This is a genomic window from Streptomyces sp. NPDC096323 (assembly GCF_040302845.1).
In the GTDB taxonomy this organism is placed as follows: Bacteria; Actinomycetota; Actinomycetes; order Streptomycetales; family Streptomycetaceae; genus Streptomyces.
In genome coordinates, this window is sequence record NZ_JBEOSI010000010.1 from 225,956 (window position 1) to 241,821 (window position 15,866).

Annotated in this window: 12 protein-coding genes; 4 read left to right on the forward strand and 8 right to left on the reverse strand. The window is 72.2% G+C overall.

Going from position 1 to position 15,866, the window contains the following annotated elements:
- Window positions 1-184: 184 nt before the first annotated feature.
- The 4 genes from ABTX18_RS27290 to ABTX18_RS27305 form a co-directional block, all read right to left on the reverse strand.
- Entirely contained in the window at window positions 185-1,387 is a 1,203-nt protein-coding gene (locus ABTX18_RS27290) for a S8 family peptidase (protein ID WP_352125400.1), read from the reverse strand.
- 263 nt (window positions 1,388-1,650) lie between these two features.
- On the reverse strand, window positions 1,651-2,943 hold the full coding sequence (locus ABTX18_RS27295) for an ABC transporter substrate-binding protein (protein WP_352125401.1): 1,293 nt from the start codon (window positions 2,941-2,943) through the stop codon (window positions 1,651-1,653).
- On the reverse strand, window positions 2,943-3,782 hold the full coding sequence (locus ABTX18_RS27300) for a carbohydrate ABC transporter permease (RefSeq protein ID WP_352125402.1): 840 nt from the start codon (window positions 3,780-3,782) through the stop codon (window positions 2,943-2,945). The genes ABTX18_RS27295 and ABTX18_RS27300 overlap by 1 nt, the downstream gene beginning before the upstream one ends.
- Window positions 3,779-4,729, reverse strand: coding sequence for a carbohydrate ABC transporter permease (locus ABTX18_RS27305; RefSeq protein WP_352125403.1), 951 nt, complete (start codon window positions 4,727-4,729; stop codon window positions 3,779-3,781). Before ABTX18_RS27305 ends, ABTX18_RS27300 begins: the two co-directional genes overlap by 4 nt.
- Window positions 4,730-4,854: 125 nt before the next feature.
- Here ABTX18_RS27305 and ABTX18_RS27310 point away from each other — a divergent pair, with 125 nt between their 5' ends.
- Window positions 4,855-5,721, forward strand: a complete 867-nt coding sequence (locus tag ABTX18_RS27310; RefSeq protein ID WP_352125404.1) for a phosphotransferase enzyme family protein — start codon at window positions 4,855-4,857, stop codon at window positions 5,719-5,721.
- A 61-nt stretch (window positions 5,722-5,782) separates the two neighbouring features.
- Here ABTX18_RS27310 and ABTX18_RS27315 read toward each other — a convergent pair whose 3' ends face one another.
- Entirely contained in the window at window positions 5,783-6,529 is a 747-nt protein-coding gene (locus ABTX18_RS27315; RefSeq protein WP_352125405.1) for a 3'-5' exonuclease, read from the reverse strand.
- A gap of 78 nt (window positions 6,530-6,607) precedes the next feature.
- A complete protein-coding gene (locus tag ABTX18_RS27320; protein ID WP_352125406.1) occupies window positions 6,608-7,840 on the reverse strand; it encodes a DUF5919 domain-containing protein in 1,233 nt (410 codons plus the stop codon).
- A 356-nt stretch (window positions 7,841-8,196) separates the two neighbouring features.
- Here ABTX18_RS27320 and glgX point away from each other — a divergent pair, with 356 nt between their 5' ends.
- Together glgX and treY are read left to right on the forward strand one after the other, a co-directional pair.
- Window positions 8,197-10,368, forward strand: a complete 2,172-nt coding sequence (gene glgX, locus ABTX18_RS27325; RefSeq protein ID WP_352125407.1) for a glycogen debranching protein GlgX — start codon at window positions 8,197-8,199, stop codon at window positions 10,366-10,368.
- A gap of 132 nt (window positions 10,369-10,500) precedes the next feature.
- Window positions 10,501-12,882: a malto-oligosyltrehalose synthase gene (gene treY, locus ABTX18_RS27330; protein ID WP_352125408.1), complete on the forward strand. Its 2,382-nt coding sequence runs from the start codon at window positions 10,501-10,503 to the stop codon at window positions 12,880-12,882.
- 19 nt (window positions 12,883-12,901) lie between these two features.
- Here treY and ABTX18_RS27335 read toward each other — a convergent pair whose 3' ends face one another.
- Complete coding sequence (locus ABTX18_RS27335; protein WP_352125409.1) at window positions 12,902-13,906, reverse strand: cytochrome P450; 1,005 nt, start codon at window positions 13,904-13,906, stop codon at window positions 12,902-12,904.
- 252 nt (window positions 13,907-14,158) lie between these two features.
- Window positions 14,159-14,725 (reverse strand): FHA domain-containing protein, encoded by a 567-nt coding sequence (locus tag ABTX18_RS27340; RefSeq protein ID WP_352125410.1) that lies wholly within the window; start codon window positions 14,723-14,725, stop codon window positions 14,159-14,161.
- Window positions 14,726-14,900: 175 nt separating this feature from the next.
- Here ABTX18_RS27340 and ABTX18_RS27345 point away from each other — a divergent pair, with 175 nt between their 5' ends.
- On the forward strand, window positions 14,901-15,857 hold the full coding sequence (locus ABTX18_RS27345) for a GNAT family N-acetyltransferase (RefSeq protein WP_352125411.1): 957 nt from the start codon (window positions 14,901-14,903) through the stop codon (window positions 15,855-15,857).
- Window positions 15,858-15,866: the final 9 nt, after the last annotated feature.

A 15,866-nucleotide genomic window follows, 5' to 3' on the forward strand; every position in this document is an offset into this window, starting at 1 on the left:
CCTCCGGCCGCCGGCGCGGACCCGGCGGTCACCGCTCGGCGCCCGGCCGTGGTGGGCCTCCGATGGGGGCTCGTCCCGGGCGACGGCGCCGCGTACATCATCATGGGCTCACCCTAGTGAGGATCCTTCCGAGCCGGGCGGCCGCCGCGCCCCGTGGGGGAGGGCGCGGTGGCCATCCGGTCAGTTACTCGACGACCTTCAGCAGCTTGTTCGCCGTTCCCTCGGTGGCGTTGCCGATGGCGTCCGGGGTGGCCCCCTCGGTCAGCGCCGTCGCGACCTCGGCCGGGGTGTCGTCCGGGTGCCCTGCCAGGTAGACGGCGGCGGCACCGACGACGTGCGGGGTCGCCATGGACGTACCGGAGATGGTGTTGGTCGCGTCGTCGCTGTCGTTCCACGACGAGGTGATGTCGGAGCCCGGGGCGTAGAGGTCCACGACCGAGCCGAAGTTGGAGAACGACGACTGCTCGTCGTCCACCGTGGACGAGGCGACGGTGATCGCCTCCGGGACACGGGAGGGGGAACCCGCGCCCGCGTCGCCCGACTCGTTGCCGGCGGCCACCGCGAAGGTGACTCCGGAGGCGATGGCCTTCTTGACGGCCGCGTCGAGCGCCTCGTCCGCACCGCCGCCGAGGCTCATGTTGGCGACGGACGGTCCCTGGTGGTTCTCGGTGACCCAGTCGATTCCGGCGACGACCTGCTCGGTGGTGCCCGAGCCGGCGTCGTCGAGGACGCGGACGGCGACGATCTTGGCCTTCTTGGCGACGCCGTACGTCGCCCCGGCTATGGTGCCGGCCACGTGGGTGCCGTGGCCGTTGCCGTCGTCGGCACTGTCGTCGTTGTCCACGGCGTCGAAGCCCGAGCTCGCCCGGCCCTCGAACTCCTGGTGCGTGGTGCGGACTCCGGTGTCGATGACGTAAGCGGTGACGCCCTCGCCCGCGCTGTCCGGGTAGGTGTACGCGTGGTCCCCTGCGGTCTCCGCCTGGTCGATGCGGTCCAGGCCCCAGGACGGCGGGTTGTCCTGAGTGGCGCTCGCGTGGAACTTCTTGTTCTGGACGACCTTGGAGACGGCCGGGTCGGCGGCGAGGCGCTTGGCCTCGGTCTCCGAAAGGCCGCTCGCGGAGAAGCCGTTGATGGCGGAGCTGTAGGTGCGCTTCAGCTTGCCGCCGTACTCCTTGGCGAGCGCGGCCTTGTCGGCCTTGTGGTCCAGCATCACGATGTAGCTGCCGGAGACGGCGGTTGCCGCGTCGGCGCCGTAGATCTTGCCCGTCGCGGGGGCGGGTGCCGCTCCGGCGAAGGGGCCGGACATCAGGGTGACTCCGGCGGCGGCGGCCACCGCGGTGATGGCGGCGGTCAGCTTGAACCGGCGTGCGCGCTTGTGAATTGCCATGAAGAGGGGTCTCCTCGTCATTCTTTGTGGGGGGATTGGCCCTCGGCCGGAAGATCTCCGGGGGCTGGCTCGAAACCCTTACCGATTGACGCGCGCAGATCAAGACCCTTCCTGGGCCTGTGACGTCCCCGACAAGACTTCGTCACAAGAAGCCGACCAGTGGTCCCCAAGTCGGGCACAAATCCGCCCGATCGCACGCGGAGTCAGTGGCCGGCCTCTTCGCTTCCGCCGCTTCCGTCTGCGGGTCCAGCACCGCCCCGGTGTCACCGCTGATATCGGGCCAGCACCCGGTTTCCGTCCTCCACCAGACGCTTCCTCAGCTCGCCGGCGTCGATCGCCCCGCTGTAGTACTCCTGGAGCGCGGGCGTGGCGACCTTGTCCTTCCACTCGGGGTAGCCCCGCACGGACTGGGCCGGCGCGGAGCGCAGGGCTGTCGCGAGGGCGGCGCCTGTCGCCCAGCCCCTGTCGGCTGTGTGCAGCGAGGGGTCGGCCAGGGCGGCAGTGCCGGTGGGCAGCATCCAGTCGCCCTTGGCCAGGCGCACCATGTTCGCGGGCCGCAGCAGGAAGTCGATGAACTCCACGGCCTCCTTCTTGTGCGGGCTGTCCTCGGCGACGGACAGGGTCTGCGGGCTCACCCCCTGGGCGAGGCCGTCGCTGCCGGCCGGGGCGGGCAGCACCGTCCACTCGAAGCCATTCGGGGCCTGTTCGACCACCTGCTGGCGGTAGGAGAAGCCGAGCGGAACCATGGCGTACTTCCCGCCGAAGAGGCCGGGGAGTGTATCGCCGCCGCCCATGCCGAGCGCGGTGCGGGCGGCGCTGTGGTCAGTGTTGACCTGGTCGTGGACGGTGCGCGGGACCACCTGGTCGCCCTCGCCCATCTCGACGGTCACCTTGCCGTCGGCGCCGCGGTGGAACAGCCGGCCGCCCGCCGAGAGGCCGAGGTTGAGGGTGACGGAGACCGGCTCCTTGAGCGGCCAGGCGATCCCGTAACGGCCCTTGACCGTCAGCTCCTTGGCGACCTGCCGGAACTCCGGCCAGCTCCAGGGCTTCTCCGGGGTCGGGACGCGGACCCCGGACTCCTTGAGGATCTTCGTGTTGGCGATCAGGACCCGCGGCTCCTGGAGGAACGGCACCCCGTAGACCCCGCCGTCGAAGGTCGCGGTCTGCCAGCTCTGTGCGGGGATGTCCTTCGTGAGCCGGGCGGGGAGGAGCGTGCGGAGATCGGCGAGGTAGCCGCCGTACGCGAAGTCCGCGAGGTCGTCGGATGCGTCATGGATGACGTCCGGGGCCTCGTCCCCCTCGAAGGAGGTGAGCAGTTGGTCGTGGACGCTGTCCCAGCTGCCCTGGACGTACTGGACCTCGACGTCGGGGTGGCTCGCGTTCCACTCCTTCACGAGTTGCTTGTTGATGTCGACGGACTCCTTCTGCCAGGCCAGCGACTGGAAGCGGATCCGGATCTTCCCGTCCGTCCGGCCGCCGCCGTCGCCACCGCAGCCGGTGAGCAGCAGGGCGAGTGCGGTGGCCGCCGCCGCTGCCGTACGTACCACTGCGCGCATCAGCTCTTCACCGCCCCGGCGAGCATGCCGCCCGTGATCCGCCGCTGGATGACGGCGAAGAGGACGAGCGAGGGGAGGGTGGCCAGGAACGCGGCGGCGGCCAGGGGGCCGAGGTCGCTCGCGCCCTCCGCGCCGAGGAAATGGGTCAGCACGACCGGCAGCGTCTGCTTCTCCGGTGTCTTGAGCAGGACGAGCGCGAAGAAGAACTCGTTCCACGCGGTGATGAACGCGAAGAGCGCCGTCGCGACGATCCCGGGGGCCAGCAGCGGGGCGGTGACCGAGACCAGCGTCCGCAGCCTACCCGCCCCGTCGACCGCCGCGGCCTCCTCCAGCTCGGGCGGTACGGCCCGTACGTATCCGACCAGCATCCACAGGGCGAAGGGCAGTGCCCACACCACGTACACCATGATCAGCCCCCACAGCGTGTTGATCAGATGGAGGTGCTTGAGGACCAGGAAGAGCGGAATGATCAGCAGGACGAACGGGAACGCCTGGCTGACCACGACCCAGCCGGTGGCGGCCCTGGACAGCCGGGTGCGGTGGCGGGCCATCACATAGGCCATCGGGGTCGCGATGACTACGGCGATGACACCGGCGGAGAGTGCGGCGATCAGTGAGTTGGCTGCGGCCCGGAGCAGCGGCTGCTCGTCGAAGGCCTGCCGGAAGTTGTCCAGGGTCGGATGCTCGGGGATCCAGGTCGGGTGCAGCGAGCCCAGTTCGGGCGCGGGTTTGAAGGCTGTGGAGATCAGCCACAGGAACGGGAAGGCCAGGAAGACCAGATAGCAGAGCAGCGCGGCGTACTGTCCGGCGCGCGCGGATCTGCTGGTGCGCAGACTCATCGGTCCTCGCCTCCCCTGAGCCGTCCGGCGAGGTACACGGCGAGGATCACGGAGATCACCGCGACCATCACACAACCCATCGCGGCGGCGTAGCCGAACTGTCCGTAGCGGAAAGCCTCTTCGTAGGCGAAGAGCATCGGCAGCCGGGTGCGGCCGCCGGGGCCGCCGCTGGTCAGCACGTAGACCAGGGCGAAGGCGTTGAAGTTCCAGATGAAGTTCAGGGCGGTGATGGAGAGGGCGACCGGTCTGAGCGCGGGCCAGGTGACGGTACGGAACCGGCGCCAGGCGCCCGCGCCGTCCAGTGCGGCGGCCTCGTGGAGTTCGTGCGGGGTGTTCTGCAGCCCGGCCAGCAGCGCCACCGTGGTCTGCGGCATCCCGGCCCAGATGCCCACGACGATCACCGCGGGCAGGGCGGTGGCGAGGCCGGTCAGCCAGTCCCGGCCGTCCCCGAGCCCCAGGTCGCGGATCGTCTCGTTGAGAATGCCGGCGTCGGGGTTGTAGACGAGCCGCCACATGATGCCGACGACGACCTCGGGCATCGCCCACGGAATGATGGCCAGGGCGCGGGCCAGCCAGCGCATCCGCAGGTTCTCGTTCAGCAGCAGGGCGAGGCCGAGCGCGAGGACGAACTGCGGGACGGTGACGCCGACCGCCCAGAGCAGGCCGATCCGGAAGGACTCCCAGAACAGTCCGTCGTGGAGCAGGTCCTGGAAGTTCAGTACGCCGATCCACTGCGTGGACCGGGTGCGGCCCGACTGGGCGTCCGTGAAGGCCAGCGAGATGCCGTAGAGCAGGGGCCCGACGCTGAGGATCAGGATCGGGATCAGGGCGGGGAGGACCAGGAACCAGGTACCGGCGTTCCGGCTGCTGCGCCCGGGCCGCTTGCCGCGCTCACCGCCCGGCGGGCCGTGCCGTCCGGACTGCACGGTTGCACTCGCCAATGTCATGAGGTGACCCCCTTGCGTCATTCGACCGGCTTGATACCGTTCTGGCCGCTCAGGTGGCCTCCGCCATCGTGCTGACGGGCCGTCGGTTCGTCAAGGTGGCCTGCACGGATGCGAAAATCGGATCCATGAACGAGATGCGAGCGCGCGAGGTGCTGACCGCCGCCGGACTGACCGGCGAAGCGGAGCTGATCGCGCTGGGCGAGAACGCGGTGTTCGCCCTGGGCGACCTGGTCGTCAAGGTCGGCCGGGACGCCGTGCGGAACCCGGAGCTGCGCGACCGGGCGGAGCGCGAGGTGGCCGTGGCGCGGTGGCTCGCCACCGCCGGGGTCCCCGCCGTGCGGGCGGCCGAGCCCGGGGCGCGACTGGTCGAAGGACACCCCGTGACGCTGTGGCACCGGCTGCCGGACGCGGTACGGCCTGCCGAGCCGCGGGATCTGGCGCCGCTGCTGGGCGCGGTGCACGCCCTGCCCGCCCCTGAGTGCCTGGACCTCCCCCGCCGGGAGCTGCTGGGTGGCGTCGAGCGGTGGCTGGACCTGGCCGGTGACGCGATCGATCCGGCCGACGCCGCGTATCTGCGCGAGCGCCGCGACGGCTTCGCGGCAGCGGCCGCCGGCCTGGTTCCCCATCTGCCCCCGGGCCCGATCCACGGCGACGCGCTCGCGCGCAATGTCCACGTCGGTCCGGACGGGCCCGTCCTGGTGGACCTGGAGACCTTCTCCTCGGATCTGCGCGAGCACGACCTGGTGGTGCTCGCCCTGGCCCGGGACCGGTACGGGCTGGCGGCCGAGGCCTATGACGCGTTCACCTCCGCGTACGGGTGGGACGTGCGGGAGTGGGACGGCTGCGCGGTGCTGCGCGGGGCGCGGGAGACAGCGAGCTGCGCCTGGGTGGCTCAGCACGCGCCGGCCAACCCGAAGGCACTGGCCGAGTTCCGCCGCCGGGTCGCGTCCCTGCGGGACGGGGACGCGGCGGTGCGGTGGTACCCGTTCTGAACCTTTTGCCCCCGAACGCCGGATGTGCCCTTCGCCCTGAACGCCGGACGGTCCCTGCGTCCTAAACGCCGGACGAACTCGAGGTCACTTCGGGCACCAGGGCCCGCACCGGCCAGCGGCCGTCGATGACCGCGTCCGCCGTGCCCTTGCGGCGCAGGAACTGCTGGAAGTCGGCGGCCCACTCCGCGTACCAGGCGATCTGACGCTCATGCAGCTCCGGAGCCGTCAGGGCGGCCACCGCGCCGTGCCGTACGGCTATCGCGTACGCCACGCGCACCGCCGCCAGCGCGTCCGCCGCCGCGTCGTGCGCTCCCCCGTGGACCACGCCGTACTCGACGCAGACCGCTTCGAGGTTGCGCTTGCCCTTGCGGTACCGGTCGACCGACCGGTCGATCGTGTACGGGTCGATCACCGGCCCGATGCCCGCGCCGCCCAGCCGGTCGCCCAGCGAGGGCAGGCCGTGGCGGTGCAACTCGGCCGTCAGCAGCGTCAGGTCGAAGGCCGCGTTGTACGCGACGACCGGGACGCCGCGCCGCCAGTAGCCGGTCAGGGTGTCGGCGATCTCGTCGGCCACCTCGCGCACCGGCCGGCCCTCCGCCGCCGCCCGCTCGCTGCTGATGCCGTGGATCGCCGACGCCTGTGCGGGGATCCGGATCCCCGGATCGGCCAGCCAGGCGTGCCGGCTCACCGGATCGCCGTCCGGGCCGCCGACCTCGACGACCGCGGCCGTCACGATCCTGGCCTCCAGCGGTTCCGTCCCCGTCGTCTCCAGGTCGAAGCCGACCAGCGCATGCCGGTGCCAGCTCATCCCGTACCTCCTTCGTGGTGCTCCCCCAGATGACGACCACCCTCGCACGGGCCACTGACAACGCCCCGGACCGGCCCCTCAGGAGACCGGCCGGGAGTCCGTCCACACGGACTCGAACTCCTCGCGGTACGTCTCGAACAGTCCGTGCTCGCTGTCCTGGCCGGAGCGGACGACCGCCCGCCCGCCGCCCCGCAGCACCAGCACCGGCGCCTCCATGCCGCGCGCCCGGCGCAGGTACGTCTGGACGACCCCCACGGCGTCGGCGCCGTCGCCGTCGACCAGGTAGGCGGTGAAGCGGGGCGTCTCGTCGAAGACGTGGATCTCGAAGGCGCCCGGGTCGCGGAGCTTGGAGCGGACCCGGCGCATATGGAGGATGTTCATCTCCACCGACCGGCTCAGCTCACCCTTCTTCAGGCCGAGCTCCCGCTCCCTGCGCTTGACCGCGCTGCTGGCCGGGTTGATGAAGAGCAGCCGTACCCGGCAGCCCGACTCGGCGAGCCGGATCAGGCGGCGCCCGGAGAAGTTCTGCACCAGCAGGTTGAGCCCTATCCCGATCGCGTCCAGCCGGCGCGACCCGCCGAAGAGGTCCTCGGCGGGCAGCTGGCGCTGGAGCCGCACCCGGTCGGAGTGGACGGAGACCACGTCCGCGTACCGGTCGCCGACGAGCTCCTCCACGGCGTCGACCGGCAGCCGGTCGGCGGACGGGACAGCCGCGCCGCTGCCGAGGATCTCCAGCAGCCGGGCGGAGGCCCGCTCGGCCTGGGCGAGCACCGCCTCGTTGAGGGCCCGGTTGCGGGAGACCACGTTGCGGGCGACCTCCAGCTCGTCCAGCGCCAGCTCGACGTCGCGGCGGTCGTCGAAGTAGGGCTCGAAGCAGGGCCAGTGCTGGACCATCAGCTCACGCAGCTGCGGCAGCGTGAGGAAGCTCAGGACGTTGTCGTCGGCCGGGTCGAGCAGATAGCCCTTGCGACGGGACACCTCCCGCACGGCGACCGCGCGCTGCACCCACTCCTGCCCGGCGGGTCCCGCCGCGGCCACCACCCAGTCCTCGCCGTGGACCGGCTCGTAAATGGGCCGGAGCACCGCGGCGACGACGGCGCGCAGCCGCTGTTCGACGAGATTCAGCCAGATGTAGGCGCGCCCGGCCCGCTGGGCGCGCGTGCGCACCTCGCTCCAGGCGTCCGCGCCCCAGTCCAGTTCCGCACCGATCTCCAGAGGCTGCGCCAGCGAGACCGCCCCGGGCGGGACATCGGCCAGATCCCCCTCGTGACCCGTGTCACCTGGGGGCAGCTCGAACCCTCCCGAGCTCACCCACGCACCGCCTTCCACTCCCCCACCAACGATCAAGGAAGGGTACTCCGCGAGCGGGAGCCGGTGCAGCCGGATGCACAGGCTCCTTTCCCAACTCCCCTACGACGCCCACCTGTTCCGTACGGCGAGATCAGCCGGAGTGAGCGGATTCATAGTGATTAAACACCCCACCCCAAGCCGCATTCCGGACAGCCGGCCGGGTGGGGCCCCGGATTCCGGGACCGGGCGACACGGAGGGGCCCGATGTTGACCGGACCGGGCGACGTCCTAGGTAAGGGCCGCGTTTTCGGGGAAGATCTGCCTCAGGGAGCCCGCATTCCCCAGGCAACCGCATCAGAAGTGGAAGAGTCGAATCTATGCAGGTCTGGCCGGGACAGGCGTACCCCCTCGGTGCCACGTACGACGGCGCCGGGACCAACTTCGCGGTCTTCTCGGAGGCCGCCCACCGAATCGAGTTGTGCCTGCTGCACGACGACGGTTCCGAGACGGCGGTGGAGCTGAGGGAGACCGATGCCTTCGTCCGCCACGCCTATCTGCCCGGGGTGATGCCCGGGCAGCGGTACGGATTCAGGGTGCACGGGCCGTACGAACCGCAGCGCGGCATCCGCTGCAACTCCGCCAAGCTGCTCCTGGACCCGTACGCACGCGCGGTCGCCGGGCAGATCCAGTGGGGCGAGGCGGTGTACGGCTATCCGTTCGGCCGGCCCGACGCGCGCAACGACCTCGACTCGGCGCCGCACACCATGACCTCCGTCGTCGTCAACCCGTACTTCGACTGGGGCGACGACCGGCGGCCCCGTACGGACTACCACCGCACGGTGATCTACGAGGCCCATGTGAAGGGCCTGACGATGCTCCATCCGGGGCTGCCGAAGGAGCTGCGCGGTACGTACGCGGGGCTGGCCCATCCGGAGGTCATCGCCCATCTGACCGAGCTCGGCGTCACGGCCATCGAATTAATGCCGGTGCACCAGTTCGTCCAGGACCACCGGCTGGCGGACGCGGGGCTCGCCAACTACTGGGGCTACAACACCATCGGCTTCTTCGCCCCGCACAACGCCTACGCGTCCTGGGGCGACCGCGGCGAGCAGGTCCTGGAGTTCAAGCAGGCCGTGCGCGCCCTGCACCAGGCCGGCATCGAGGTGATCCTCGACGTGGTCTACAACCACACGGCGGAGGGCAACCACCTGGGGCCGACGCTCTCCTTCCGCGGGCTGGACAACGCCTCGTACTACCGGCTCGCCGACGACCAGCGCTACTACATGGACACCACGGGGACCGGGAACTCCCTGCTGATGCGCTCCCCGCACGTGCTCCAGCTGATCATGGACTCGCTGCGCTACTGGGTCACCGAGATGCACGTGGACGGCTTCCGCTTCGACCTGGCGGCCACGCTGGCCCGGCAGTTCCACGAGGTGGACCGGCTGTCGTCGTTCTTCGACCTGGTCCAGCAGGACCCGGTGGTCAGCCAGGTCAAGCTGATCGCCGAGCCGTGGGACGTGGGCGAGGGCGGCTACCAGGTGGGGAACTTCCCGCCGCTGTGGACCGAGTGGAACGGGAAGTACCGGGACACGGTGCGGGACCTGTGGCGCGGAGAGCCCCGGACCCTGGCCGAGTTCGCGGGCCGGCTGACGGGGTCGTCCGACCTGTACCAGGACGACGGACGGCGGCCGCTCGCCTCGATCAACTTCACCACCTGCCACGACGGATTCACCCTGCACGACATGGTCTCGTACAACGACAAGCACAACGAGGCCAACGGCGAGGGCAACCGGGACGGCGAGAGTCACAACCGGTCGTGGAACTGCGGGGTGGAGGGCGAGACCGACCGGCCCGAGGTGCTGGCGCTGCGCGAGCGGCAGATGCGCAACTTCATCGCCACGCTGATGCTCTCCCAGGGCGTGCCGATGCTGAGTCACGGCGACGAGTTCGGCCGGACCCAGCGGGGCAACAACAACGCCTACTGCCAGGACAGCGAGCTGTCATGGGTGCACTGGCCGGACCCGGCCGGGGCCAAGGCCGGTGACGGTGACGCCGAGGAACAGGACGGGGAGGGCGGCGACGGGCTCGGCAGCAGTCTGCTGGAGTTCACCCGGGCGATGGTGTGGCTGCGCCGCGACCATCCCGTCTTCCGGCGCCGGCGCTTCTTCCACGGGCGTCCCGTGGAAGGCACGCACGACGAGCTCTCGGACATCGCCTGGTTCACCCCCGAGGGCAAGGAGATGACCCAGCGGGACTGGCAGGCGGCGCACGCCAAGGCGCTGACGGTCTTCCTGAACGGTCACGCGATCTCGGAGCCCGGCCCGCGCGGGGAACGGATCTCGGACGACTCCTTCCTGCTGATGTTCAACGCGAGCGCCGAGACGCTGGAATTCGCCGTCCCGGTCAATCACGGGCGGCAGTGGCTGGCGGTCGTCGACACGGCCCGCCCGGACGGGGTGCTCACCGGTGCGGGTCCGAAGGTGGCGGCGGGCGAACGGGTGACGCTGGTGGGCCGGAGCATGGTGGTGCTTCAGCGGCCGGCGTGAGGTGAGAGCCGGGCCGGTGTGAGGGGGAGCGCCGGTCCGGCATGGGCGAAGCAGCCGGGGCGGGGGCAGCCGGTCGGTCTAAGTCCGTGCCCGGGTGAGACAGGCGGCCCGGATCTGGGTACGAACGTTCCCATGACGCCTTCCGCCACCTACCGGCTCCAGCTCCAGCCGGAGTTCCCGTTCTCGGCCGCCGAGGACGCCGTGCCGTATCTCGCCTCCCTCGGCGTCTCCCATCTGCACCTGTCCCCGGTGCTCGAAGCCGTGCCCGGCTCTCGGCACGGCTACGACGTCGTCGACCCCGGCCGGGTGCGCGCCGAGCTGGGCGGCGAGGAGGGGCTGCGCCGGCTGGCGCGCACCGCCCGCGACCACGGGCTCGGCCTCGTCCTGGACATCGTGCCGAACCACATGGCCGCCGACCCCCGGCACAACCACGCGCTGCGCGAGGTCCTGCGCGAGGGGCCCGGCTCCCCGTACGCCCGCTGGTTCGACATCGACTGGGCGGCGGGAGACGGCCGGATCCTGCTGCCCGTGCTCGCCGGACGCATCGGCGAGGAGAGGGACCGGCTTCGGGTCGACGGGGACGTCCTCCGCTACGGCGAGCAGGAGTTCCCGCTGCGGGCCGGCACCGCCCACCTCGATCTGCCCGAGCTGCTGGACGCCCAGCACTACCGGCTCGGCTGGTGGCGGCTGGCCCGCACCGAGCTGAACTACCGGCGCTTCTTCACCATCTCGGAGCTGATCGGGGTGCGGGTGGAGGACCCCGAGGTCTTCGCCGCCTCGCACGCCAAGATCCTGGAGCTGGTACGGGACGGGGTCGTCGACGGCCTGCGGATCGACCACCCGGACGGGCTCGCCGACCCGGCCGGCTATCTGGAGCGGCTCTCCGAGGCGACCGGCGGGGTGTGGACGGTGGTGGAGAAGATCCTCACCGGTTCCGAGCCGCTGCCCGCGGGCTGGGCCGTCGCCGGGACGACGGGGTACGACGCGCTGCACCGGATCGACGGGCTCTTCGTCGACCCGGAGGGCGCGGCCGAGCTGACCGCCGGCTACCGCGCGTACGCCGACCCGGCCGGCGACCGGGGCGGCTACTGGTCGGCGACGGTGCGCAGGGCCGCGTACCGGGTGGTCACCCATGAACTGGCCGCCGAGACCGAGCTGCTGACCCGGCTCGCCTCCCGCGTATGTGCCGAGGACCCCGCGCTGCGCGACCACGCCCCCTGGGCCCTGCACACCGCCGTGCGGGAACTGCTGGTCCGGGTGCCGGTCTACCGCCCGTACGTGCTGGCGGGCGGCCCCTGCACGGAGACGGCCGAGGCGACGCTCGACGCGGTCGCGGTGAGCGATGCCAAGGCGGCGTTCTCGGTACGGGAGGAGGCCTCGGCCGTCGACGTGGTGCGGGAGCTGGCGCTGGGGCGGCTCGGCGCGGGAGCGGACCGGGCGGCGTTCTGTGCCCGGTTCGCCCAGACGGCGTCCGCGCTGCGGGCCAAGGCGGTCGAGGACACGGCGTACTACCGGTACGTGCCGCTGCTCTCGGCCAACGAGGTGGGCGGCGATCCGGGGCAGCCGGCGGTGGCTCCGGAGGAGTTCCACGCCTTCTGTGCGCGCCTCGCCCGCGACTGGCCCGCCACCGGGACGGCCCTGACGACCCATGACACCAAGCGCAGTGCCGATGTCCGGGCGGCTGTCGCGGTGCTGTCGCAGTGCCCCGGGCGGTGGACGGAGCTGATCGCCGGGCTGACGCGGTCGGGGCCCGCCGCGCCCGATCCGCAGCTCGCCTGGCAGGCCTGGCAGACGGCGTTCGGCTGTGTGGGCTTCCCGCCCGGGGAGCGGGCCGGCCGGCTGGAGCCCGCCCTGCTCAAGGCGGTGCGCGAGTCGGGTCTCTTCACGAGCTGGACCGAACCGGATCCGGTGTACGAGCGGGTGGCAACGGACTTCGTCGCCTCCGGGCCGGCCGCCGGCACCGGTCCGGCGCGCGCGCTCCTCGAAGATTTCGCGGAGACGCTCGCCCCGCACGTGAGGGCGCAAGGGCTGGGCGCGGCGTTGGTGCACCTGACGATGCCGGGGGTGCCGGACCTCTACCAGGGCACGGAGCGGGAGTATCTGGCGCTGGTCGATCCGGACAACCGGCGGCCGTTCCGGCAGCCGCCCGACGGGGCGCCCGCCGACGAGAAGGCCGAGCTCACCGAGACGGCGCTGCGGCTGCGCCGGGAGCGGCCCGAGGTGTTCGGCGAGTCGGGCACGTACGCCCCGCTGACCGCCTCCGGTCCGGCGGCGGCGCACTGCCTGGCCTTCTGCCGTACGGGCGAGGTGGTCACCGCGGTGACCCGGCTGTCGCTGCGTCTCGCGGAGTCGGGCGGCTGGCGCGGAACCGAGCTGGCGCTGCCTGACGAGGGCGTCTGGTACGACCTGCTGACGCCGGGCCGGAAGTTCTCCGGCGGGGCGGTCCTGGTGGCGGAGCTGTTCGCGGAGCGGCCGGTGGCACTGCTCAGCCGGGGCGGACGGTCCACGGCCTGACGGTCTACGGCCGGATGGTCTACGGCCGGACGAGAAGGGACCGCGGCCCCCGTGTGAGCAGGCCCGTGGCCGCCGGGCGGAAGCCGTCCGCCCAGCGCAGGCCGGGCATCGCGTCGAGCAGGGCGCGCAGGCCCAGTTCGGCCTCCAGCCGGCCGAGCAGCACGGCGGGGCAGCCCGCCGGGCCGGGCGTGCCGCGGTCCTGGTCGCGGCGGAAGGGATCGAAGACGTCCGGTGCGGCGAACCGTTCCGGGTCGCGGCCGGCCGAGCCGATCAGGCAGGCGACGGGTGCCCGGGCCGGCAGGGTGCCGCCGCTGAGGGTGACCTCGGCGACGGTGCGGCGCAGGACGATCTGGACGGGCGGGTCACGGCGCAGCGACTCGGTCCAGGCCCGGCCGGTCAGTGCGGGTTCGATGCGCATGACCGCCATCAGGTCCGGGTCCTCCAGCAGATTGGCGAGGAATGAGGCGAGCGCGGTCTCGCGCAGAGCGGTGTGCCGGGCGCAGGGGGAGGCGTCGGCCGTACCCGTGCCGGCGTCTGCGGGCAGCCAGCGGCAGAACTCCTTGACGAGGTCGGCCTGAGGGCGTCCGGCGATGCGCCGGGCCAGTACGTAGGCGGTCCGCTCGACGCGCTCGGCCAGATGCCCGGGCACGGAGCCGGTCTCCACGGCGTGCCGGCCCCGGGGCAGGCACCCGACGCTTCCGTGGCAGAGCCCGACCGGTGCCGGGCCGCCCCGGGGCGCTCCGTCGTGCGGGTAGCCGGCGAACCTCGGGTCGGTGAGGGCGGTGGCGACGTCGTCGTACCGGCTGACGAGCCAGGCCCCCAGCGGCGCGTCGAAGCAGAGCGGGTACTCCTCGCGGAGGACCCGGTAGAGCCGGTACGGATCATGGGCCGCGCCCGGCGCGAGGACACTGGGGCCGCCTCCGGCGCGGGCCGATCGGCGCGGCCGGGCGGACGGGCGCCGGGCGGTGCGGCGTTCGGGCGAGGGCGTCGGGGCCGGTATGTCACGGGGCGTGTCTGCCTGCATGGCGTACCCCCGGGTGTCCGGTGCGCCGGTGCGCGGCGCGCTCCCTGCCAGGGGATCACCTGAACGGAGCCACCGCAGTCGGCGTACGGCCGTCCGGGTGACGGGGCGGCCGGGCCCGTTCAGCCCCGGCCGGACCGGGCCCCGGGGCGGGCGGCAGACGGTCAGCGGCTCGGTGAACGCGGCGGCGGTCCCGGTGAGCCCGACGCGGACCGTTAGGCGGCCCGCGGCCGGGGCGCCTCAGCGGTCAGCGCGTTACGCGGGCGGCAGGGGCGCGGGTGCGGAGAGGCGGAAGGCCATTCTGCCGAAGCTCACCTGGTCCCCCTCGCGCACCGGCACCGCCCCCGTGACGCGCTGGCCGTTGACGCAGGTGCCGTTGGTCGAGCCGAGGTCGCGCAGCAGCCACCAGCCGCCGTGCGCGGTGAGTTCGGCGTGCATCCGGGACACCGTCTCGTGGCTGAGGCGCAGTCCGTTGCCCGGGTCGCGGCCGATGCGCAGGGGCCGCGGACTGGGCGCGGGGAGCAGGAGCTTGGGCAGCCGCTCGGCCCGCCAGGCTCTGCGCACCCGCTCGGGGAAGCCGGAGACACCGCTCACGGCCCGGAACAGCGGCCGCGACCAGCGGCCGTTGCGCCCCAGGTCGGCGGTGAGCGCCTCGAGTTCCTCGGAACGGCTGGCGGTCAGGGCCAGTTCCATGCGCCGCATGAAGGTGTCGTGGGAGAGCTTGCCCTGGGCCGCGCCCTCTCTGAGCACACCCAGAACACGGTCGCGCTGGGCATCGGAGAGCCGCGCGGGGTACGTGTGGGACTCGAAGGAGGACGTCACACGTCAATTGTCGTGCCGACCGCCCCGGAGTGTCCAGAAGAACCCCGCTTTCCGCCTTCCTGACCTGCGCGGCCACCCCGAATATCCAGGGCGCTGCGCGCCGGACGTTGCTACTGTCGGCCGCCGTGCCGTCCCGGCGACCGCCGGGGCGAGCCCGTACACCTGTGGGGGATTTGTGCTCGACGCACCACTCGATCTGACCGTCCGTCCGCTGAGCGGCCCGGAGGAACTCGGCCTGTTCCGCCGGCTGTCCTACGTCCTGGACCACGAGCTCGCGGACGACCTGGTGACGGGCCGCCGCCGCCCGGAGTGGATGTGGGTGGCCCTGCGGGGCGACCGGGTGGTGGCGCGGATCGCCTGGTGGAGCAAGGACGGCAAGGACCCGCTCTTCCTCGACTTCTTCGACCTGGACGACACACTGCCGGAGCCCGAGCGCGGGGAGGCGGGGCTGCGGCTGCTGGAGGCGGCGACCGCGGCCGTCGTTCCGGCAGGCGCCCCGCGTCCGGAGTACGGCCGCTTCATACCGCCCGACTGGCGTGAGGACCCGGCGGCCCGTGACGTCGTCGAGTCCCGCATCCGGGTCATGGAGCGCACCGGCGCCCGGATGCTCGTGGAGCGGCTGCGCCTGGAGTGGCGTGCGGGCACCCCCGTGCCGGCCGACAGCGGCCGGCTGCGGTTCCGCACGGTCGCCGGGCGCGAGGATCTCCTCACCCTGATGACACCGGTGATGGAGGGCACGCTCGACGCCCACGGCCAGGCGGATATGGCGTCGGGCCTGACGGCGCGCGAGGCCGCGGAGAAGCACTACGACGAGGAGTTCGCCCACTACTCGACCCCGCAGGAGTGGTGGCGCATCGCCGAACTCCCGGACGGCAGGCCGGTCGGCTTCGTCATTCCCGCCCGCAACAGCTACAACCCGGTCATCGCGTACATCGGCGTGCTGCCCGCGCACCGCGGCCACGGCTACATCGACGAACTCCTCGCCGAGGGCACCCGCGTGCTCGCCGGACAGGACGGCGTGGAGCGCATCCGGGCGGCGACGGATCTCGGCAATGTGCCGATGGCGAAGTCCTTCGCGCGGCTGGGCTACGTCAACTTCGAGCGAGCCTTCGACATGGTGTGGGACGACTGACCGGTCCAC

Excerpts from the sequence above, each read along its gene's own strand:
- ABTX18_RS27300 (WP_352125402.1), bottom strand. The coding sequence starts at position 3,782 with ATGAGTCTGCGCACCAGCAGATCCGCGCGCGCCGGACAGTACGCCGCG.
- ABTX18_RS27295 (WP_352125401.1), bottom strand. The coding sequence starts at position 2,943 with ATGCGCGCAGTGGTACGTACGGCAGCGGCGGCGGCCACCGCACTCGCC.
- glgX (WP_352125407.1), top strand. The coding sequence starts at position 8,197 with ATGCAGGTCTGGCCGGGACAGGCGTACCCCCTCGGTGCCACGTACGAC.
- ABTX18_RS27290 (WP_352125400.1), bottom strand. The coding sequence starts at position 1,387 with ATGGCAATTCACAAGCGCGCACGCCGGTTCAAGCTGACCGCCGCCATC.
- treY (WP_352125408.1), top strand. The coding sequence starts at position 10,501 with ATGACGCCTTCCGCCACCTACCGGCTCCAGCTCCAGCCGGAGTTCCCG.
- ABTX18_RS27305 (WP_352125403.1), bottom strand. The coding sequence starts at position 4,729 with ATGACATTGGCGAGTGCAACCGTGCAGTCCGGACGGCACGGCCCGCCG.
- ABTX18_RS27315 (WP_352125405.1), bottom strand. The coding sequence starts at position 6,529 with ATGAGCTGGCACCGGCATGCGCTGGTCGGCTTCGACCTGGAGACGACG.
- ABTX18_RS27310 (WP_352125404.1), top strand. The coding sequence starts at position 4,855 with ATGAACGAGATGCGAGCGCGCGAGGTGCTGACCGCCGCCGGACTGACC.
- ABTX18_RS27335 (WP_352125409.1), bottom strand. The coding sequence starts at position 13,906 with ATGCAGGCAGACACGCCCCGTGACATACCGGCCCCGACGCCCTCGCCC.